The 21,002-nt window shown below is 64.3% G+C and carries 20 protein-coding genes; 2 read left to right on the top strand and 18 right to left on the bottom strand.

Annotated elements, in window-relative coordinates; translation table 11 throughout:
* Positions 1–24: 24 nt before the first annotated feature.
* The 14 genes from flgL to G542_RS0107480 form a co-directional block, all read right to left on the bottom strand.
* Positions 25–960, bottom strand: coding sequence for a flagellar hook-associated protein FlgL (gene flgL / locus G542_RS0107545; RefSeq protein WP_012695923.1), 936 nt, complete (start codon positions 958–960; stop codon positions 25–27).
* Positions 961–969: 9 nt separating this feature from the next.
* A complete protein-coding gene (gene flgK, locus G542_RS0107540) occupies positions 970–2,802 on the bottom strand; it encodes a flagellar hook-associated protein FlgK (RefSeq protein ID WP_012695924.1) in 1,833 nt (610 codons plus the stop codon).
* Between the two features lie 67 nt (positions 2,803–2,869).
* Positions 2,870–3,817 (bottom strand): flagellar assembly peptidoglycan hydrolase FlgJ, encoded by a 948-nt coding sequence (gene flgJ / locus G542_RS0107535; protein ID WP_012695925.1) that lies wholly within the window; start codon positions 3,815–3,817, stop codon positions 2,870–2,872.
* Positions 3,817–4,923 (bottom strand): flagellar basal body P-ring protein FlgI, encoded by a 1,107-nt coding sequence (locus G542_RS0107530; RefSeq protein ID WP_034985279.1) that lies wholly within the window; start codon positions 4,921–4,923, stop codon positions 3,817–3,819. Before G542_RS0107530 ends, flgJ begins: the two co-directional genes overlap by 1 nt.
* A gap of 2 nt (positions 4,924–4,925) precedes the next feature.
* On the bottom strand, positions 4,926–5,627 hold the full coding sequence (locus G542_RS0107525; RefSeq protein ID WP_012695927.1) for a flagellar basal body L-ring protein FlgH: 702 nt from the start codon (positions 5,625–5,627) through the stop codon (positions 4,926–4,928).
* Between the two features lie 67 nt (positions 5,628–5,694).
* Entirely contained in the window at positions 5,695–6,477 is a 783-nt protein-coding gene (gene flgG / locus G542_RS0107520) for a flagellar basal-body rod protein FlgG (RefSeq protein WP_012695928.1), read from the bottom strand.
* A 43-nt stretch (positions 6,478–6,520) separates the two neighbouring features.
* A complete protein-coding gene (flgF, locus tag G542_RS0107515) occupies positions 6,521–7,264 on the bottom strand; it encodes a flagellar basal-body rod protein FlgF (RefSeq protein WP_012695929.1) in 744 nt (247 codons plus the stop codon).
* A gap of 13 nt (positions 7,265–7,277) precedes the next feature.
* Entirely contained in the window at positions 7,278–8,855 is a 1,578-nt protein-coding gene (locus G542_RS0107510) for a flagellar hook protein FlgE (protein WP_027823799.1), read from the bottom strand.
* Between the two features lie 39 nt (positions 8,856–8,894).
* Entirely contained in the window at positions 8,895–9,614 is a 720-nt protein-coding gene (locus G542_RS16275) for a flagellar hook assembly protein FlgD (protein ID WP_051189967.1), read from the bottom strand.
* Between the two features lie 16 nt (positions 9,615–9,630).
* Positions 9,631–10,044: a flagellar basal body rod protein FlgC gene (gene flgC, locus G542_RS0107500; protein ID WP_012695932.1), complete on the bottom strand. Its 414-nt coding sequence runs from the start codon at positions 10,042–10,044 to the stop codon at positions 9,631–9,633.
* 2 nt (positions 10,045–10,046) lie between these two features.
* Positions 10,047–10,460 carry a flagellar basal body rod protein FlgB gene (gene flgB, locus G542_RS0107495; RefSeq protein ID WP_027823798.1) on the bottom strand — a complete coding sequence of 138 codons (414 nt, stop codon included), beginning with the start codon at positions 10,458–10,460 and terminating at the stop codon, positions 10,047–10,049.
* 208 nt (positions 10,461–10,668) lie between these two features.
* A complete protein-coding gene (locus tag G542_RS0107490; RefSeq protein WP_211218802.1) occupies positions 10,669–11,982 on the bottom strand; it encodes an ABC transporter ATP-binding protein in 1,314 nt (437 codons plus the stop codon).
* Positions 11,983–11,986: 4 nt separating this feature from the next.
* The gene (locus tag G542_RS0107485; protein ID WP_027823797.1) at positions 11,987–13,717 is read right to left on the bottom strand and encodes an ABC transporter permease; all 1,731 of its coding nucleotides are present in this window, start codon (positions 13,715–13,717) and stop codon (positions 11,987–11,989) included.
* Positions 13,718–13,830: 113 nt separating this feature from the next.
* Positions 13,831–16,032 (bottom strand): heavy metal translocating P-type ATPase, encoded by a 2,202-nt coding sequence (locus G542_RS0107480; protein WP_081666787.1) that lies wholly within the window; start codon positions 16,030–16,032, stop codon positions 13,831–13,833.
* Between the two features lie 73 nt (positions 16,033–16,105).
* On the opposite strand from G542_RS0107480, the gene cadR reads away from it, so the two are divergent.
* The gene (cadR, locus tag G542_RS0107475; RefSeq protein ID WP_012695937.1) at positions 16,106–16,555 is read left to right on the top strand and encodes a Cd(II)/Pb(II)-responsive transcriptional regulator; all 450 of its coding nucleotides are present in this window, start codon (positions 16,106–16,108) and stop codon (positions 16,553–16,555) included.
* On the opposite strand, the gene trhP is transcribed toward cadR, so the two are convergent.
* The 3 genes from trhP to G542_RS0107460 all read right to left on the bottom strand — a co-directional run bounded on the left by trhP (position 16,556) and on the right by G542_RS0107460 (position 19,061).
* On the bottom strand, positions 16,556–17,908 hold the full coding sequence (trhP, locus tag G542_RS0107470) for a prephenate-dependent tRNA uridine(34) hydroxylase TrhP (protein WP_027823795.1): 1,353 nt from the start codon (positions 17,906–17,908) through the stop codon (positions 16,556–16,558). It lies immediately after the preceding gene.
* 119 nt (positions 17,909–18,027) lie between these two features.
* The gene (locus G542_RS0107465) at positions 18,028–18,255 is read right to left on the bottom strand and encodes a hypothetical protein (protein WP_027823794.1); all 228 of its coding nucleotides are present in this window, start codon (positions 18,253–18,255) and stop codon (positions 18,028–18,030) included.
* Positions 18,252–19,061 (bottom strand): ferritin-like domain-containing protein, encoded by an 810-nt coding sequence (locus G542_RS0107460; protein WP_027823793.1) that lies wholly within the window; start codon positions 19,059–19,061, stop codon positions 18,252–18,254. The genes G542_RS0107465 and G542_RS0107460 overlap by 4 nt, the downstream gene beginning before the upstream one ends.
* 114 nt (positions 19,062–19,175) lie before the next feature.
* Here G542_RS0107460 and fliW point away from each other — a divergent pair, with 114 nt between their 5' ends.
* Positions 19,176–19,622, top strand: coding sequence for a flagellar assembly protein FliW (gene fliW / locus G542_RS0107455; RefSeq protein WP_012695941.1), 447 nt, complete (start codon positions 19,176–19,178; stop codon positions 19,620–19,622).
* Positions 19,623–19,698: 76 nt separating this feature from the next.
* Here fliW and G542_RS0107450 read toward each other — a convergent pair whose 3' ends face one another.
* The gene (locus G542_RS0107450; RefSeq protein WP_012695942.1) at positions 19,699–20,997 is read right to left on the bottom strand and encodes an NCS2 family permease; all 1,299 of its coding nucleotides are present in this window, start codon (positions 20,995–20,997) and stop codon (positions 19,699–19,701) included.
* Between the last annotated feature and the right edge of the window lie 5 nt (positions 20,998–21,002).

The following is a 21,002-nucleotide window of genomic DNA, read 5'->3' as shown; positions in this document are numbered from 1 at the left end:
CCGGCTTTTTCGTACGGGCAATGCTCAGATGTAGTTGAACAGGGACATGCCCTGGACCTTGCTGAACGACAGTTGCGAGGCTTGCAGGGCCATCTGGGCCATGGCGAGATCGCTGGCTGCCTTGGGGACGTCAAGGTCTTCCAGATTGCTGCGGGTCTTGGCGTAGACCAGCGACAGGTCTTCGCCCAGATTGCCGGCATTCTGGGCTTCGAGTCGGCGGGAGCCGACGGAGGCTTGCCCGGTCAATACGGACTGCAACCCGCTTTCCAGCCCGCCCTGGATGGCGGTCAGTTCCTGTTCATAGCTGCCTGCCGGATAAGTACCCGTACGACCGTTTTCAAGTAATGCTGCCATCCGGCTCATGGTTTCAAAAAGGCTGCCAGCGTCCGCACTGCCTTCGCCAAATATGGACGAACCCGGCTCGGAAATGGCAATGCTGCGGGTATCGGAGATGGCCAGGCTTTTCTGTCCGTCGTTACCTCCGTATGTAATCGTGACCACAGGCCAGTTACCAGTCATGGTGTACGCAGGTGTATCCGAACTGGTACCTGAGAACACGTATTTTCCACTGGCATCCGTGGAGTTGGCTACTGCGACCATTTCCTCCAAGCTCGCTTTGAAAACCTTGCTCATTTGCTTGAGGTTTTCGTCGCTGGCTGCGCCATTACCGGCTTGTACCGACATTTCTTTCATCTGGATGATGATGTTGGAAATGCGGTCCAGAGAGGTTTCTGAAAATTCCAGGGCCGATTCGGCCGCCTTCGTATTGTTGATGAACTGGCTGTTGCGGGCATCCGACTGTGAAATATCCAGAATACGGGCTGCGGCTACCGGGTCGTCTGACGGTGTGTTGACACGCTTGAGGGTGGAGAGCTGGACGTTGAGCTGGCTCATCAGGCTCTGCTGGATGCTGACGCCGTAGGAGCCTTGCAGGAAGGTACTGTTGGTGCTGATGCGCATGGCTTTTCCTTAACCGATGGCCTGGAGGATGCTGTCGAAGAGGCTGCCGGCAATCTGTACCACCTTGCTGGAGGCCTGGTAGGCCTGCTGGTACTTGAGCAGGTTGGCAGCTTCTTCATCCAGATTGACCCCGGAGACGTTTTCGCGGGAGACCATGGCCTCCTTGAGGATGGCGGTCTGGGCGTCCTTCATGACCTTCACTTCATTGGTCTTGCTGCCGACCATGGTGGCCAGTTGTCCGTAGGCACCCTGCAGGGTGGTCTTGCCGCCGCCGACATCCACCACTTCGGCTGTTTGCAGTTTGGCCAGCTGGGTCAGGTTGGAGTTGTCACCGGTTTCGGTGAACGGATCGGTCGGCAGACGCTGGCGGAACTGGAACTGGTCACCGGCAGCCGGAGTACCGGTCATGGTGAATTCGAAACCGGCATCGGTCTGCTGGCCGGTCGGCGAAGTGTGGACCACCTTGTAGCCGCCCGTGGTGCCGGGTGCCGGAATGATGCTGTAAGGCGGCGTGGTCAGGCCGGCTCCGGCCAGGGTGAAGTTGCCGGCGCCATCGGACGTAACGGTAATGCCGGGTGCCGTGCCAAGTGCGGTGGCCAGGTCTGCGCGCATGCCGGCGAGGCCGGAATAGGAACTGACCTTGCCGTCACCGGTATTGGTCGCGCCAGCCTGATAGATATATCCGGAGGCTGCAGCGATTTCTTCCGGCTTGGTCACTTTCTGTGACAGGGCCCGCAGGGCAAAACGGTTGACGACTTCGGTCTGTTCCGGCGTCAGGTTCTGGAGATTGACCGGATGCGTGACCGGTGCACCGGGATTCTGGCCGCTGGCAACGTTGAATGCGGTGTTGAATTCCGGGAAGTTGAAGTCCAGCCCGAAAAATTCCTTGCCGGGATTGCCGTTGCGGTCCACGCCCTGCTGGTGCTGGGCGTTGAAGCTCGAAACCAGGGAGACGGCAATGGCACCGAGCTGCTGCTGGCTCTTGTTGAGGGTGTCGCGCATTTCCAGCGCACCGCCCAGCGAGCCGCCGGTCAGCAGGGTTTTGGGCAGTTCGATGCCGGTCCCTTTGTAGCCGACCGTGAGTTCGCTGGCATCGGCCTTGCTCTGGATGGCTTCCAGCTCGAATGTCTGGGCACCCAGAACCAGCGACTGGCCGTTACCCATGAAAACGTTGATGGTGCCATCGTCCAGCGGGACCGAGGTGGCACCGATGTACTTGTTGAGTTCGGTCAGTGCCTGGTCACGTTGGTCCAAGAGGTCGTTGGGCGGATTGGAGCCCCCTTGCCAGAGCTTGGCAATCTGGTCGTTGAGGGTGGCGATCTGCTTGGCCAGCCCGTTGATCGAGGTGACGCCCGAGCGGATTTCGGTATTGATGCCGGTGCGCAGGTCTTCATGCCGGATGTCCACCGACTTGAAGGTGTTTACCAGTGCAGCGGCCTTGTCGATCATGGCCTGGCGGGCCGGGATGGATGACGGATCGCTCGACAGGGACTGGATGGACGTGAACAGGTCCTGCATGCGCGGGGCCAGACCCGTAGTCGAACTGGAGATGATCTGGTCGAGCTGGTCGAGGTAGGCGTACTGCGTGTCGTAGTATTTGCTTGACGAGGTGGCAGTCTGGACAGCCTTGTCGAGATAGCTGTCGTATACCCGGTAGATGTCGTCTACCCGGACCCCGTTGCCGGTATTGCCGAACTGGCCCGGCCCGTAATACAGGGCAGACTGGTTGACGGCCTTGCGATGATAGCCCGCCGTATTGACGTTGCTGACGTTCTGCGAGGTCGTGGTCAGGGCGGCTCGGGCTGCATTCAAGCCGGTCACGCCGATATTCAGAAGACTCATGGCGGGCAAACAGGTAAGGGATTAAGGGTTTTATCGGCTACAGGACGATCAACTTGACCGTTCCGGCTCAGGCGCTGGTGCGCTGGGCCACCGATGCCAGTTTTTCGGCATAGGCCGGGTCGGTTGCGTAGCCGCCACGGGCCAGTCCACGGGCAAACGCCAGTGCATTGCTGCCGGTATTGAGGGCGCCGGCGTAGCGGTTGTTGTTGGACAGCAGACGTGCATAGTCGGCAAACGCCTCGCCGTAGTTGTCGTAGGCCCTGAAGCGTTCGACCTTCTTGACGGCCTTGCCGTTGACGTACTCGGTGGTCAGGACATCGGCCGTCTTGCCGGTCCACTCCTTGCCGGCCTTGATGCCGAACAGGTTGTAGCTGTCCGAGCCGTCACGGTGACGGATGTTGCGCTTGCCCCAGCCGGATTCCAGTGCGGCGTGAGCCACGACGAGGTGAGGGGACACGCCGAGCTGGGCGGCTGCCTGGCGGGCATGCGGAGCGATGTCGGAAACAAAGCCTTCGCGTCCCTTGGGGGCCGCCATGGGCGAATCCAGCGCATCCAGCGCGCGCATGGGTTCGTAGTCGTCACTGGCGCGCCGGGCCTGCTCCAGCTGGGCGCGGACGCGCGGGTTGAGCGCAAGGGGAACGGCATTGCCACCGGTCGCCAGCGGATTGCTGCCGTCGTCGCCCAGACCGGACTGCTTGAGGATCTGCTGGTACAGTGCTTCGCCCAGTCCCATGCCGCGTCCGCCGGCCAGGTTTTTGGCCATCTGCTCGGTTTGCAGACCCTTGAAGGTTTGCAGGCTAGCGGAATCTTCTTCGTCGTCAAAGCGGGTGGCCTGCATGCTTTTCATCAGCTGTTGCAGGAACAGGGCTTCAAACTCGCGGGCCACCTGACGGGCCGAGGTTTTGGGATCGGTCTTGGCGGCGAGCTTGAGTGAATCCAGCCGCTGGACATCGTAGGCAAGGCCGCCGTCGTTGCCGAAGGGCATGCCGGCAGCGGATCCGGGAATCTGGCTCATCAGATCACCTCCAGTTCAGCCTTGAGTGCGCCGGCTGCCTTCATGGCCGTCAGGATCGACAACAGATCCTGCGGGGTGGCGCCGACCGCATTCAGGGCGCGGACGATTTCGTTGAGATTGCTGCCTCGCGGCACGTTGATCAACCGGCCGCCCTGCTGGTTGATGCTGATGTCGGCCTGCTGGCCGGCAACAGTCTGCCCCTGGCTGAAGGCGTTGGGCTGGCTGACCACCGGTGTCGACTGGACGGTGACGGTCAGGTTGCCGTGGGCGACGGCGCATGGCTCGACCGTGACGGTCTGGTTCATGACCACCGAGCCGGTGCGGGCGTTGATCACCACGCGCGGCAGCGGGGCAGGGGTCGAAACATTGAGGTTTTCCAGCCGGGACAAAAAGGCCACGCGGGCATTCGGGTCCATGGGCGCACGCACTTCGATGCGGCTGCCGTCCATGGCGCGGGCAATCGAGCCCATGCTGGAGTTGATGGCGTTGACGGTGCGGGCGGCGTTGGTAAAGCTGGCCTGCTTGAGTTCCAGCACGATCACGTCGCCGTCGCCGACTGCGGTGGGGACGGCACGTTCCACCGTGGCACCGGCGGGAATGCGGGCACCGTTGAGCTGGTTGATCTTGGCGCTGGAGCCACCGGCCGAAGCACCGGCTCCGCCGACGACCAGGTTGCCCTGGGCAATGCCGTAGGTCTGGCCATCTGCACCCTTGAGCTGGGTCATCAGCAGCGTGCCGCCGCGCAGGCTCTTGGCGTCTCCCAGTGCGCTGACCACAACGTCGATCTGCTGGCCGGGTGAGGCAAAAGGCGGCAAGACCGCCGTGACCATTACCGCAGCCGCGTTCTTCGGATCGAGCTTCTGGTCCGGCGGCACCATGATGCCCATCTGGTTGAGCATGTTGATCATCGACTGGCGCATGAACGGCGACGAGTTGGCTTTGTCGCCGGTGCCGTCAAGCCCCACGACCAGACCGTAACCCACCAGCTGGTTGACGCGCACGCCACCGATATTGGCCAGGTCAGCAAGGCGTTCGGCCAAGACCGGCGCAGACAGTCCTCCGCAGAGCAGGGACAGGGCAAGAATGGCGGGACGCAATACGGTCATGGTCAGAACGGTGAAATGGTCATGAAGAAGCGGGTCAGCCAGCCGGGCTGGGCAAAGCGGTTGTTGTTGCCTTCGCCCTGCTGTTCGATGCGGGCGTCCGCGAGCCGGGTTGAAGAGACGTAATACCCTTGCTGAAGACCCTTGTCACGCGAATACGGCTTGATGTCGCGCGGATTGACGATGCCGGAGAGGCGGATGTATTCCAGCTCGCCATTGATGCGGACCTGCTTTTCACCACTGACCATCAGGTTGCCGTTGGGCAGGACGTCAATGACCGTTGTGGTCAGGGTGGCGAGGAAGCTGGACGAGGCTGCTGCCTTGCCGCTGCCGGAGGCCGAGGCACTGGCACTGGCTGTCCCAGTGAAGGGGCCGAGGTCCTTGTTGGTAAACGGCAGGTTGATGCCGGGCAGGCCGATGTCGGCCTTGGCATTCTTGCTGCCGTTGGTAGATTCTTGGGCGCTGGTGGTGGTTTTTTCCTCGATCACGACGGTCAGGGTGTCGCCGATCATGCGAGGCAGGGCCTCTTCGTACAGTGGCCGTACGCCGGCCGTCTGGAAGATGGCGCCGTTGCTCGGGCGGGACATGGCCTGCGGCTGCGGGCGGGCCGTCAGCGGCTGCTGCACGATGCTGGTGGGAGGCACCATGCTGCATGCGGCCAGCAGCAGGCTGGCCATGGCGACACAAAGACTGGACAGGATGCGCATCAGGTAACCATGAAAAGCTGCGCGGACAACTCCCGGTCAAGGAGAGTCATCCGCCTGGATGGGAAGATTACAGCTGCGACAGGCGGGCCAGCATGTCATCGCTGGTCTTGATGCCGCGCGAGTTGAGTTCGTAGGCACGCTGGGCCTGGATCATCTCGACCAGCTCTTCGGTCACGTTGACGTTCGAGGCCTCCAGAAAGGTTTGCTGGATGGCACCGGTGCCGTCATTGGTGGGGTTGGCGACGGTTGGCGCACCACTGGCTGCGGTTTCGAGGTACAGGTTGCCACCGATCGGTTCCAGCCCCTGCGGATTGATGAAATCAGCCAGCTGCATCTGGCCAATCTGTTGCGGCTGGGTTTGTCCGGGTAGTACGACGGACACGATGCCGTCCTTGGAGACGGAAATGCTTTTGGCGCCCTGCGGCACGGTGATCTGCGGATCAACCAGAAAACCCTGGCTGGTTACCAGCTGGCCCTGGTCGTCCAGCTTGAACGTGCCGTCGCGGGTATAGCCGATCGTGCCGTCAGGCATCTGGATGGTGAAAAAACCGCGGCCGTTGATGGCCATGTCCAGCGCATTGTTGGTCTGTTGCAGGTTGCCGGGCGAAAACTGCCGGTCAACGGCCACCGGAGCGGCGCCGGTGCCCACCAGCAAGCCGGTGGGCAGCATGGTGTTCTGTGAACTTTGCGCACCCGGCTGGCGGATGGTCTGGTACATCAGGTCTTCAAAGACCGCACGGCCTTTCTTGAAGCCGGTGGTGTTGACGTTGGCGAGGTTGTTGGTGATCACGTCCAGCCGGAACTGGCTGGAGTCCATGCCGGTTTTGGAGATGTAAAGCGAGCGGAGCATGGCAATGGGCCTCTCGAAGTCCGGGCATCAGACCCCGGTGGAATTAACTGGTGATGGACAGCAGCTGGTCTGCCCTTCGCGCGTTCTGGTCAGCATTCTGCATCAATTTGACGTTGAATTCGAACTGCCGGCCATGACTGATCATCTGGGTCAGGGCGTCGACCGGGTTGACGTTGCTGCCTTCCAGCATGCCGGTAGCCACCCGCACGCCGTCGTCTGCTTCGGCGATTTGCCCGTCGCGGCGCCGGAAGAGGCCGTCCTCACCCTTGAAGAGGTCGCGCGGTTCGCCGCCTACCAGCTTGATGCGGTCCACGACCTGGACGGTGCGCGGAATCTGGTCGGTCTGGACTGCCGACACTGTTCCGTCTTCGCCGATCATGACCTGGCTATTGGGCGGCACGGTGATCGGGCCGCCTTCTCCGACGATGACGCGGCCGTCACGGGTGCGCATGATGCCGTTTTCATCCAGCACAAAGCCGCCGGCACGGGTGTAGGCTTCGTTGCCCTGCGGATCCTGGACGGCAAACCAGCCCCGGCCCCGGACGGCGAAGTCCTGGTCGTTGCCGGTGGTGATCATCGGTCCTTGGCTTTCGTCGTGACCGGTGGTGTGGTCGACCGAATACGCCCGAGTGGGCGTACCGTCGCCGACCACAGGCAACGCGCGAAAGGCATTCAGTTCGGCCTTGAATCCCGGCGTATGCGCATTGGCAAGATTGTTGGCCGTGGTCTGCTGTTGCAGTTCCACGTGCTTGGCGCCATTCATGGCGATGTAGAGCATCTTGTCCATGCTGGCCTACCGGTTAGCGCATCTGCATCAGCGACTGCAGGACCTGGTCATGCACCTTGATGGTCTGGGCATTGGCCTGGTAGTAGCGCTGGGCAGTGATCATGTTGACGAGTTCACCGGTCAGGTCGACGTTGGAGTCTTCCAGTGCCTGCGACTGGATCAGGCCGACGTTGGTGCTGCCCGGGTCGTTCAGGGTCGGGTTGCCCGAATTGTAGGTTTCCATCCAGCGGTTGTTGCCGATGGGTTGCAGACCCTGCTGGTTGGCGAAGTTGGCCAGTACCACCTGGCCGATGACCTTGGTCTGGCCGTTGGAATAGCGGGCCGAGACGATGCCGGTCTTGTCGATCTGCAGGTTGCTGACGACTGCCGAAGCATAACCGGGCTGTACCAGTTCATTGACGGCAAAGCTGGTGCCGAACTGGGTCGAACCGGAGAAATCGAATTTCAGTGCCAGCGGAGCACCGCCACCGGCAGGGGTGTAAGTAGCGGCAGCAATCGGACCGCCATTGGTCAGCTTGCCATCCGGTCCGAAAGCCAGGCCGGTACCGAGAGCAGTGTAGGGCGATGCGGCCGTGGCCCCGGTGCCCAGGTCAACGACCGAGCCATCGGTGTGCTTGGCCGTGGCGTAGACATCCCACTGTCCGTCCGCGGTTTTCTTGAAGTAGACCGCCACCTGGATCGGGTTGCCCAGGCTGTCGTAGGCCGTCAGCGCGGTTTTGGAGTTGTAGGTGGCCGGGTCGGACGGATTGAAAGCGATGCTCACCGCCGCGATGGTGCCGGCGGTAGTGGTCGGATTGGCTGCGTTGGGCGTGTATTGCTGCACGGCACCGGCTGCATCAAGCCAGCCCAGTTTCTTGTCATAGAAAGTGGCTGTGGCTCCACCGACCGGAGTGCCGTCCGCATTAAAAAGCTGACCCATTTGGGTGGCGCCGGATGGGCCGGTAATGACATAGCGGCCATCCGGTAACTTGACCTTGGTCGAGGCATTGAAGTCAGCTGTAGCCGGCGGTACCGGCAGGGTGGTGACGCCGGTCAGGCTGGCACCTTCGGTCAGGGCGCTGTATTCGACCGGATTGTTGCGCGAATCCAGGTTGATGTTGAAGCGCATGGACTCGCCGCCATAGTCGGACGGGCGTGGCTCCAGCAGGCTGTTGTCGATCTTGAGCGGGCCGAGGTTGCCGTTCTGGACCGATGGCGGAGTCGTCCGGTCGTCCACCTGCCAGCCCATCAACTTGTCGCCGTTGTTGTTGATGAAGCCTTCGCGGTCGATCTGGAACTGGCCGTTGCGGGTGTAGGAGATACCGTTGGCGTTCTGCATGACGAAGAAGCCGTTACCGGAAATCGCCAGATCAAGCTGGTTGCCCGTGGTGGTGATGTTGCCTTGGCCGAACTGCTGGGCGATCAGCGTGGTGTTGACGCCGATGCCGTTCTGGGTGGCGGCCACGCCGTAGAAGTTGGCGGCGAACATGTCGGCAAACTCGGCGCGCGACCCCTTGAAACCGACCGTGGACGAGTTGGCGACGTTGTTGCCGATGGCGTCGAGCTGCTTGCTGGCGGCGTTGATGCCGGAAAGACCGTGTTGGAATGCCATGTTGGTTGCCTGTATGTCTGGTGTGCGGGTGCCGTGTGCTTACAGCAGTTCGCGGATGTCGGACGGCGAAATCTTCTGGCCGGTGGAGAGGATCAGCTTCGGGCTGCCGTTTTCCCAGGTCAGTGCGTCGATGCGGGCAAAACCCAGTGGTTTTGCCGTGACGGTATTGCCGCCCTTTTTGGCTTCGACGCTGAACGAATACATGCCTTCGGGCAGGGGCTCACCGTCGCTGCCCTTGCCGTCCCAGGAGAAGTGGCTGATACCGGGCTGCTGGGCACCCATGGTGACGCTGTCCATCAGTTCGCCGTCGCTGTTGTAGACCTTGATCGTAACTTCGTCGGCGCCGTCAGGCAGGCTGATGCCGCCCTGGGCGATCGGAACCTTGATCTTGTTGCCGTCAGCGTCGACCTCGGTGCCGTCGGCATAGGTCAGCAGCATGTGGCTGCCTTCGATCAGCGACACATGGCCGATCATGCCGGCAGCAGCAAATGCCTGGCTGGCGGCATACGCCTCGGTCAGGGCGCTGACGCTGGAGTTGAGCTTTTCGATGCCCTGGACACTGGAAATCTGCGCCATCTGGCTCGTCATCTGGTAGTTGTCGAGCGGGTTGAGCGGATCCTGTGTCTGCAGCTGGGTGATCAGGAGCTTGAGGAAGCGGTCCTGGATTTCGTCTGCTTCGGATTTGGTCTTGGTGTTGGTTCCGTTGATGCCGGCAAACGGATCATCGGTAGAGGAAGTCGGATTGACTGCTGTGGTCATGATTCAGGTCCTGCGGTTAGCTCTGGCCGATCGACAGCGTCTTTTGCAAGAGCTGCTTGGTGGTGTTCATCATTTCGACGTTGGTCTGGTAGGCCCGCGAGGCAGAGATCATGTCGGTCATTTCTTCGACCGGATTGATGTTCGGCATGGTGACATAGCCGTTGGCATCAGCCAGCGGGTGGGCCGGGTTGTAGTTCATGCGTGGCGGCGACTGGTCTTCGACGATGGCCGTGACAGCTACCTTGGCCACCTTGGGTTCGGCCGGGCTGACCGGAATCGGGGTGAAGACGATGCGGCGCGCCTTGTAGGGTTCGCCGTTGCTGGCGACAGCGCTGTCGACGTTGGCAATGTTGCTGGCGACCACGTTCAGGCGCTTGGACTGTGCGGTCAGGGCACTGCCGGCGATGTCGAGGACACGGTTGAGTGACATGGTTATTGTCCCTTGATGGCGTCAGACAGGCCGCTGATGCGCCGGTTGAGGAAGGTCAGCGTCGACTGGTAACGCAAGGAATTGTCCATGAAGGCCGAACGCTCCACATCCATGTCGACGGTATTGCCGTCGATGGAGGGCTGGACTGCCTGGCGATACTCCACCTCCACCCCGTCCGTGCCTTGCTGCGTCTGCTTGCCTGCCAGATGGCGGTTGTCGGTCTGGGACAGGGCAAGGCTGGAACGGCTGTCGCCGGCCAGGGCCGATTTCATGGCCTTGGCAAAGTCGAAATCGACGGCCTTGTAGTTGGGCGTATCGGCGTTGGCGATGTTCGAGGCGATGACCTCGTTGCGGCGCGCGTGCAGGCCCAGCGCCTTTTCCTGAAAGTTGAAGTGTCGAGCAATCTTGTCGAGCATGCGCATCCCCGCTTGATATGACCTGTGGCGGCTCATTCTAGCAGGTTCCATGCCAACATCCCCTGATCAGGAAAAGCGCCGCAAATACCGGAAAACACATGGAATTCTAAACCTGCATACAAATTATGCCTATCGTATTTGCGGTGGCATCCATTGTTCCGGCAACAATTGCCGCCGGGACGGCAGCCATGCCGGGAACGGTGTCCCGCTAGTGCTCGCCCTCGACATCGGCGAGGCTCAGCAGCCCGGAAGCATCGTTGTACGAGAAGATTTCGGCGTAGCGACCCCAGTCGATCACCGTATCAAGCGTGGTGTCGGCTTCATCCTGGCTCAACTGGTCCTCCAGCTCCTGCACGAAGCGCTCGCGTGGGGCGCGCTGGCCGGGACGGGTGTGCAGTACCTGCAAAATGCGGGCTGCCAGCGGAACATGCTGGGTCAGATGAATGGCAAACAGCTCCTTGCGGGCCTGCGAATCGGCATCGGCAAAACGCAGCCCCTGGGCTGTCAGCATGATGTCGCCGGTCTTGAGCTGGACCAGCCCCAGCTGCTCCAGCACGTCGGCCACCAGAAACAGCTGGTCGGTCGGCATCAGCAACTGGGCTGCCAGGTCAGGCAGGTCGGCGCGACCGGCATACGGCGGATTGGCCAGTGCCTCGACCAGGCCGGTCATCAGGCTGATCGGCACCGCCGGCAGATGGCTGTCGAGCCGCCACGGTGCCCGTGGCGAACCGCTCAGGGCCTGCGGGTGTGTCATCAGTGCGTAAATGTCGTCCACCATGCGCCGGAACACCGGGTCAAGCCGCTCGCGCCGGTGCGGCAGCGGCACGCTGATTTCCGCCACGATCCGCCCCGGATGCGACGACAGCACCAGGATGCGGTCGCACAGGAACACCGCCTCCTCGATGTTGTGGGTCACGATCAGCATCGAGCGGATGGGCAGCTGGCCCGAGTTCCACAGCTCGATCAGGTCGGTGCGCAGGGTTTCCGCCGTCAGCACGTCCAGTGCCGAAAACGGCTCGTCCATCAGCAACAGGGCCGGGTTCACCACCAGCGCCCGGGCAAAGCCGACCCGCTGGCGCATGCCGCCCGACATTTCGCGCGGATAGGCATTTTCAAACCCGTCCAGCCCGATCAGGTCGATGGCCGCGCGCGCCCGCTCGCGCCGTTCGGCTGCAGGCACGCCCTGGGCTTCCAGCCCGGCTTCGACGTTTTCCTGCACGGTCAGCCAAGGAAACAGGGCAAAACTCTGGAACACCATGGCCACCCCGTCGGCCGGACCGGCCAGCGGCTGTCCGCGGTAGAGCACGCTGCCACTGCTGGGCGGAATCAGCCCGGCAATCATGCGCAGCAGTGTCGACTTGCCCGAGCCGGAGCGCCCCAGCAGGCCGACAATCTCGCCTTCGTGCAGGTTCAGCGATACGCCGTCGAGGATTTCCCGGGCTTCGCCGGCACGGGCAAAGCGGCGGCTGACGTCTCTCAGTTCCATGATCAGCGGGTGTTCGCCATGCTTTTCCATCATCATCCTTTCAGGCCAGACTCAGGCGACGCTCGGCCAGTTCCTGCAACGGCCGCCACAGCAGGCGGTTGAACAGGACCACGTAGACCGCCATGACCAGAATGCCCAGCAGCACCTGCGGGTGCTGGCCGCTGGCGGTGTGCTCGGCGATGTACGACCCCAGTCCCCTGGCCACCAGCACGTCATTGCCCCAGCTGACGTATTCGCCGACGATGCTGGCGTTCCAGGCGCCCCCCGAAGCCGTCAGTGCCCCGGTCAGGAAATAGGGAAAAATGCCCGGCAGCATCACCTTGCGCCACCACAGCCCGCCACGGATCTGCAGGTTGCTGGCCACCTCGCGGTACTCGGCCGGAAACGCCTGTGCACCGGCCACGACATTGAAAAGGATGTACCACTGGGTGCCGAAGATCAGCAGCGGACTGAGCCAGACATTCGGGTCCAGCCGGAAATGGATGATCAGTACCACGCAGGCCGGAAACAGCAGGTTGGCCGGAAACGCCGCCAGAAACTGGGCCATGGCCTGCACCCGGCCTGCCAGCTGCGGCCGCAGGCCGATCCACACCCCCACCGGTACCCAGACCAGTGACGCCAGCACGATCAGCACCGCTACCCGCAGCAGGGTCAGGGCTCCGAGGCCGAACACGGCGAGGACATCATGAAAATCCACTGCCTGCGCCAGGTAGTGCCAGACCGACCACAACGCCCACAGTGCCAGTGCGGTCAGTCCGGCCAGCCACAGGCGGTCCGGCCAGCCCGGCTTACTGGCCGGCGCTTCTGCCTGCCAGCGCAGCCGGGGCCCGAGTGGCAGCTGCGCCACATGGGACAGCAGCCGCCCGGCCGGGCGGACCAGCAGCGTCTGGATCAGTCGCGCCCGCTCGCCCAGCGTCAGCAGCCATGAGCCCGACCCGGTCACGCCGGCCGTAACCTGCAGGTTGAATTTTTCGCTCCAGGCGACCAGTGGCCGGAACAAGACCTGGTCGTACAGGATGATGACCACCAGCATGGTCAGCACCACCCAGCCGACCGCGCCCAGGTTGCGCGCATCGATGGCCACGGCGAGATACGAACCGATGCCCGGCAGCATGACCTGTTGCTGGCCGACCACCAGCGCCTCGGAGGCCACCACGAAAAACCAGCTGCCGGACATGCTCATCATCATGTTCCACACGAGGCCCGGCATGGCGTAGGGCAGGTCGAGCTTCCAGAAACGCTGCCAGGCCGTCAGGCGCAGGCTGGCCGCGACTTCAACAAGGTCGCGCGGCAGCGTGGTCAGCGACTGGTAGAGGCTGAAGGCCATGTTCCAGGCCTGGCTGGTGAAAATGGCAAAAATGGCCGCGCATTCCGCACCCATCATCCGGCCGGGAAACAGCGCCAGGAAAAACGTCACGGTGAACGACAGGTAGCCCAGCACCGGGATGGATTGCAGGATGTCCAGCGCCGGAATCATGAGCTTGCCGGCGCGGGCCGAGCGTGCGGCCAGCGTGGCGTACCCGAGGGTGAACAGGAAGGACACCGCCAGCGCTGCAAGCATCCGCAGCGTGGTGTAGAGCGCGTAGGCGGGCAGGTTGGCCGGGTCCAGCGAAACCGGTTCGGCCTGCAGGATGGCCAGCGGCTGCCACGCTTCACGCACGCCGTGGCCGAACAGCAGCAGCAGGCCGAAGATCAGTGCAAAAGCCAGCCCGTCCCACGGTGTGGGACGGAAACCGGCCAGAAAACGGCGTGAGTGCAGTCGGACCTGCATTGGCAATTCCTCGGAAAACCCGCCTCCGGCGGAATGGTTGACTGTCGCTCCAGTCTAGCCGCTCATGTCCGGATTGCCGGCAGGGATTGCCAACATCATAAAAACGTCATGACTCAGGCGCGCAGCAGGCGCAGGCCGTTGGCGATCACCAAAAGGCTGGCGCCGACGTCGGCAAACACCGCCATCCACATGCTGCCCAGCCCCGCCACCGTCAGGGCCAGGAACGCCAGCTTGATGCCCAGCGCCAGCGCCAGGTTCTGCCGCAGCACCCGGCCGGCCTGACGCGCCAGCCGGACAAAGCGCGCCAGCTTGCGAGGATCGTCGTCCATCAGCGCCACGTCGGCGGTTTCGATGGCGGTATCGCTGCCGGCCGCGCCCATGGCAAAGCCCACCTGCGCCCGCGCCAGCGCCGGCGCATCGTTGATGCCGTCGCCCACCATGCCGGCATGGGCGCCAGCGGACTGCATCAGGCCTTCGATGGCGGCGAGCTTGTCTTCCGGCAGCAGGCCGGCGCGCACGTCATCAATGCCGAGGGTGGTGGCCACGCTGCGCGCTGCCTGCGGGTTGTCGCCAGTCAGCATGACGGTCCGGATGCCCAGTGCGTGCAGGTCGTCCACCGCCTGGCGGCTTTCCGGCCGCACCGGATCGGCTACGGCAAACAGGGCCAGCGCCTGGCGGCCGTCGCTGAGCGTCACCACCGTCTTGCCACCGGCTTCCAGCTCTTCGATGCGGGCAGCCGGGACGCTGACGCCCAGTTCGGCCAGCAGGCGCGGGTTGCCGAGCCAGTAGGCCTGTCCGTCAACTTCGCCGCGCACGCCGCGACCGGGCAGGGCCGTCAGCCCGGCGGCTTCCGTGGCCGTCAGGCCGTCCTGCCGGGCCGCCGCGGCGATGGCGCGCGACACCGGGTGGTCGGAGCGGGCGGCGAGGGCGACGGCAATGCTGCGCAGCTCCCCGGCGCCTGCGTCGGCCAGCGGCACGAAGTCGGTGGCGACCGGCCGGCCGGCGGTCAGCGTGCCGGTCTTGTCGAGCGCCATCACGGTCAGCCGGCGTCCGGCGTCGAGCACCGCACCGCCGCGCACCAGAATGCCGTGGCGGGCCGCGTTGGTCAGGGCGCTGACCATGGTCACCGGCGTGGCGATCACCAGCGCGCACGGGCAGGCGATCACCAGCAGCACCAGCGCCCGGTACAGCCAGTCGAGCCAGCCGCCGTCAAAGAGGGGCGGCACCAGCGCCAGCAGCACTGCCAGTCCGACCACGACCGGCGTATAGATGCGGGCAAAACGGTCCACCGTTTGCTGGATCGGTGCCCGCGCGGCCTGGGCGCCTTCCACTGCGCGGATCACCCGCGCCAGGGTCGAGTCTCCGGCCACGGCAGTCACCCGGCAGACCAGTTCGCCGCTCTGGTTGATGCTGCCGGCAAACACGCTGTCGCCCGGTTCCTTGTCGACCGGCAGGCTCTCGCCGGTCAGTGAGGACTGGTCCAGGGCGCTGTGGCCGGCCTCGATGCGGGCGTCCAGTGCCACCCGCTCACCCGGCGCCACGCGCAGGCGCTCGCCGGGGGTGACGCTGTCTGCCGGCACGCTGCACCACTGTCCCTCGCGTTCGACCGTGGCGGTAGCGGGCGTCAGGGTCAGCAGGCGGCCGATGGCATCGCGGGCGCGGCTGAGCGAGCGTGCCTCCAGCCGTTCGGCCAGTGCAAACAGGGTCATGACCATGGCGGCTTCCGGCCACTGGCCGATGGCAAAGGCACCGGTCACCGCCAGCGTCATCAGGGCGTGGATGTTGAGGTCGGCATGGCGCAGGGCAATCCAGCCCTTGCGGTAGGTTGAGGTGCCGGCGGCAGCAATGGCGGCCACGGCTGCCGCAGCCCCGAGCGCGTCCGGCGCGCCGAACCAGTGCAGCCCTTCGGCCAGCAGGGCCAGTGCGATGGCCAGTGCCAGCCAGCCCCAGTGCCGGGCCGTGTCCGGTGCGGCTGCGGGCTGATCCAGCGGCTGCGGTGTCATGCCGAGCGCGCGGATGGCGTCGATGATGGCGGCGTCCTGTCCGGGGACATGGGCGACGGCCAGTTCGCGCTTGAGCAGGTTGAAGGACAGGGAACCGACGCCGTCCAGCCGGGCCAGTGCCCGGCGGATCTGGCCTTCTTCGGTCGGGCAGTCCATTTCGTCGATGCGCCAGCGCGACAGGATCTGGCCGTCAGTGGCGGCGGGGGCAGGGTCAGGCCGGACAGGCGCGGCGCTGCTGCTGCACGCGCAGCCTCCCTGACAAGGGGTGCCGGAGGTCGCTGGGCGGAGCTTGAGCGGTGTGTCGTTGTGCATGAGTGTTCTCCCTTGCCTGCATTGCACACCCTGGAGCTACTATAGGGTCAAGCGATGCAAAGGAGGGACCACCATGAAAATCGGCGAACTGGCTCAGGCGGCGCAATGCACGCCGGAAACCGTGCGTTACTACGAAAAGGCCGGACTGCTGCCGCCACCGTCACGCAGCGACGGCAATTACCGGGTCTACGGCCCGGCGCACCTGGAACGGCTGGTGTTCGTGCGCCACTGCCGGGCGCTGGACATGACCCACGAGGAGATCCGCGAACTGCTGGAGCTGCGCGACGTGCCCGATGCCGACTGCGCGCAGGTCAACGTGCTGCTGGACGCCCATATCGAGCATGTCGAGCGGCGCATCCGTGACCTGAACACGTTGCGCGAGCAACTGGCCAGCCTGCGCCACCAGTGCCAGATCGCCAGTGCCACCCGCGACTGCGGCATCCTGCAGGCGCTGGCGCACGAGCCGCTGCCCGAGCCGCGCCCCGCGGCCTGCGACGGCCACGGACTGGGCGTGCACGACTGACTAGAACAGCCGGGAGATCAGCGCGCCGTCGACACCGGCGCCCAGGTCGGCCAGCACCCGGTGACCGTTGCCGGGCGCGACTTCGACCGGACGGCCTTCGGTATCGGCGAGGGCCGCGAGGGTCAGCGTACGGTTGCCGGCCGGCAGCAGCAGCTCCAGCCGGTCGCCGACGGCAAAGCGGTTTTTCACCTCGATGACGGCGCGCCCGTCGGCATGGATGCCGATGACGTCGCCGACGTACTGGCTCTGGGTGGCCTTGGAGTGGCCGTGCAGGTAATTCTGGTAATCCTGCGTCTGGTGCCGCTCCAGAAAGCCCGGCGTGTAGCCGCGGTTGGCGAGGCTGTCGAGCTGGGACAGCAGGCTCCAGTCAAACGGCCGGCCGGCCACGGCGTCGTCGATGGCCTGGCGGTAGGCCTGCGCCGTGCGGGCCACGTAGTACAGGCTCTTGGTCCGCCCTTCGATCTTCAGTGAATCCACCCCGATCCGCACCAGCTTTTCCACCAGCTCGATGGCGCGCAGGTCCTTGGAGTTCATGATGTAGGTGCCGTGCTCGTCTTCCATGACCGGCATCAGCTCTCCTGGACGGCTGGCTTCCTCGATCAGGTAGGTGCGGTCGGCCAGCGGGTGGCGCTCGGCGCCGCCGCAGGCGGCAAAGCGCTGGTTGGCGTCTTCCAGTGCGGCATTGAGGTCAAGGCGGATCGGCTGCGGCACCACGTCGCCGGCGTCGTCCGTACAGGTGTCCTGTACCTTGTAGTCCCAGCGGCAGGCGTTGGTGCAGGTGCCCTGGTTGGGATCACGGTGGTTGAAGTAGCCCGACAGCAGGCAGCGGCCGGAATAGGCGATGCACAGGGCGCCGTGCACGAATACTTCCAGCTCGATGTCCGGGCATTCCTGGCGGATTTCGGCGATTTCGTCGAGCGACAGCTCGCGCGACAGGATGATGCGGCTCACCCCCAGTTTCTGCCAGAACTTCACCCCCATATAGTTGACCGTATTGGCCTGTACCGACAGGTGCACCGGCACGTCCGGCCAGCGTTCGCGCACCATCATGATCAGGCCGGGGTCGGCCATGATCAGCGCGTCCGGCTTCATGGCGATCACCGGCTCCATGTCGGCCATGTAGGTTTTTACCTTGCTGTTGTGCGGCAGCAGGTTGCTGGCCACGTAAAACAGCTTGCCGCGCGCATGTGCTTCGTCGATGCCGGTTTTCAGCTCGTCGAGGCGGAAGTCGTTGTTGCGGGCGCGCAGCGAGTAGCGCGGCTGGCCGGCGTAAACGGCGTCGGCGCCAAAATCGTAGGCGGCGCGCATCTTGGCGAGCGTGCCGGCGGGAAGCAGAAGTTCGGGAGTGCGCATGCGGAAAAGTCTGGAGTCGGCCGGCTCCGTGGCGGAGCCTGGCGGGATGGAAGCGGCGCGGAGTATCCGGGCCGGACGTGCAAACGTCAAGCAGTGAAAACCCGCGTACAAACAGGGGTTTATTCGGACTGGCGGCGGCGTTTGGCCAGCATGGCCACCAGGGCCAGCGCTTGGCAGACAAAGGCCAGCACCATGACGCCGGTCCAGCCCAGGCGCAGGGCGGCGCTGGCACCGAGGGTCGGGTGTTCGAGCGCGGCACCGGAAAGGCCGAAGCAGCCGGTGGCGACAATGAACAGGGCCAGCATCAGCGGTTTGGGCAGGCGCGACAGCCAGTTGAGGAATTTCATGCGGGCACTCCACGGGTCAGCCAGTCGATTTCGGCCGGCGTGAAACCGGCCGCCTGACGCCCGGCCAGATTGAACGGCGGCCGGGGTGCCGGAATGGCGTATTCGGCCAGAAGGTCGACAAAGGTCGCGAGCGGTTCCAGTCCGCGCTGGCGGCACAGGACGCCGAACCAGTGGTTGCCGATGGCGACGTGGCCGACTTCTTCGGCGAGGATGACTTCCAGCGCCGCCACCGAGGCGGTATCGCCGGCGGCGGCAAATTTCTGCTGGATGCCCGGATTGACGTCAAGGCCACGGGCTTCCATCAGGCGTGGCACCAGCGCCATGCGCACCAGCGGGTCGTGAGCGGTTTTCACCGCCATTTCCCACAGGCCGGCATGGGCATCCAGGTCGCCGTAGGCGCAGCCGTAGTCGGCCAGGCGTGCCACCACCAGCTGGTAGTGGCGGGCTTCTTCTTCGGCGACCCGGATCCAGTCGGCGCGGAAGGCATCCGGCAGCCGGCGGAAGCGCCAGGCGGCATCCAGCGCCAGGTTGATGGCGTTGAATTCGATATGGGCAATGGCGTGCAGCAGGGCGATGCGGCCTTCGCGGGAGCTGGTGCGCCGGCGTGGCACGTCCCGCGGATCGATCAGTCGCGGGGACGAAGGGGCACCGGGCGCCGGCAGGGGCACGGCCGGCGGCGCATCGGTACGGACCCGCAGCCGGCCCGTGCGGCTGGCGGCGGCCAGCGCCTGTACCTGGCGGCATTTGGCTGCCGGATCGGTTTCCCGCAGCGCGGTTTCGAGTGCGGTATACAGACAGTCGTTCATGGCGAGCCATTCTACGGGATCGTCCGGCACGACGAAAACGCCGGCCAGCGCTGACGTTTTGTCGCCGGGCATGACAGAATGCTGAACCTGTCCAACCCACCCGGGAGAGTTTCCATGCACTTTGAATCAAGCCTGCTTGGCACCATCGAATTCGACGACCGCAGCGCCCTGACGTTTGTGGCCGATCTGGCCGGGCTTGAGGGCTGCCGGCGCTTCCAGCTGTGTCACGATGCCGGGGTGGAACCGAATGCGCCGCGCGTCTGGTGGCTGCAGTCGCTGGACCAGCCGGACCTGACTTTCAGCGTGACCGATCCGGCCAACCTGGGAGTGCGCTACGTGCTGGAGCTGTCGGACGAACAGGCCGCAGCCCTGCAACTGCAACGGGCCGAGGACGCCGTGGTGCTGGTGATGGTGTACAAGGACGTGCTGGCCGCCGCCCACCCGGCGCTGGCGCCGCTCAAGGCGAATCTGGTGGCTCCGCTGGTCATCAACCCGGTGGCGCGTACTGCCCTGCAACTGACCGGACTCAAGGCCGACGTCTGCTTCAGCAACCGCAGCTGAGCCGCCGGCTTGCAGGAAAAACAAAACCGCCCGGCACTGCCGGGCGGTTTTGCTTGGGTGCGTGAAGTGGCGCGACTCAGTGGAAGAACGCGAACTTGACGGCAAACAGGGCTGCGATGACCAGCACCATCGGCGACAGGTCGCGGAAGCGGCCGGCCAGTACCTTGATCACGGCGTAGCTGATGAAGCCGAAGGCGATGCCGTCGGCGATCGAGTAGGTGAAGGGCATGCCGACGGCGGTGATGACGGCCGGAGCGGATTCGGTCAGGTCGTCCCAGTCGATTTCGGCCAGGCCACGGGTCATCAGCACGGCGACGTAGCACAGGGCCGGTGCGGTGGCGTAGGCCGGGACGGTGCCGGCCAGCGGGCTGAGGAACAGGGCGGCAAGGAACAGCAGGGCCACCACCACGGCGGTGAGGCCGGTGCGGCCGCCGACCGAGGTGCCGGCTGCGGATTCGACATAGGCGGTGACGCTGGAGGTGCCCAGTACGCCGCCGGCCATGATGGCGGTGGAATCGGCAAACAGGGCGCGCTTCAGGCGCGGCAGCTTGCCGTCCTTGTCGAGCAGGCCGGCACGGTGCGATACGCCGATCAGGGTGCCGGTGGTGTCGAAGAGGTCGATGAAGAAGAAGATGAAGATGACGCCGATCAGGCCGGCATTGATGGCGCTGGCGATGTCCATCTTCATGAAGGTCGGCTCGATGGACGGCGGGGCGGCAAACACGCCCTTGAATTCGGTCATGCCCAGCAGGACCGACAGTAGGGTGACCAGCAGCACGCCGATGATGATGGCGCCGGTGACCTTGCGGTATTCGAGGGCCACGATGACGAAGAAGCCGAAGACGGCGAGCAGGGTGGTCGGGGCGGCGACATTGCCCAGCGTGACCATGGTGGCTTCGGAGCCGGTGATCACGCCGGCACCCTTGAGGCCGATGATGGCAAGGAAGAGGCCCACGCCGGCCGAGATGGCCAGCTTGAGCGAATGCGGGATGGCGTTGACGATCTGTTCGCGGATCTTGAGGCTGGTGATGATGACGAAGATCACGCCGGAGATGAACACGGCGCCCAGCGCGGTTTCCCACGGCACGCCCATGCCCTTGACCACGGCAAAGGTGAAGTAGGCGTTGAGCCCCATGCCCGGCGCCAGCGCGATCGGGTAGTTGGCGACCAGCCCCATCACCATGGTGCCGATGGCGGCTGCCACGCAGGTGGCGACGAACACGGCGTTGAAGTCCATGCCGGTCTGCGACAGGATCGCCGGGTTGACGAAGATGATGTAGGCCATGGTGAGGAAGGTGGTGAAGCCTGCCAGCACCTCGGTTTTCACGGACGTGCCGTGTTCCTTGAGCTTGAAGAACGATTCCAGAAAAGCCATGACGG

This window comes from Laribacter hongkongensis DSM 14985 (assembly GCF_000423285.1).
Lineage (GTDB): Bacteria > Pseudomonadota > Gammaproteobacteria > Burkholderiales > Aquaspirillaceae > Laribacter > Laribacter hongkongensis.
Note: the sequence above shows the minus strand (reverse complement) of the source record. Positions and strands in the feature narration are given on the sequence as shown.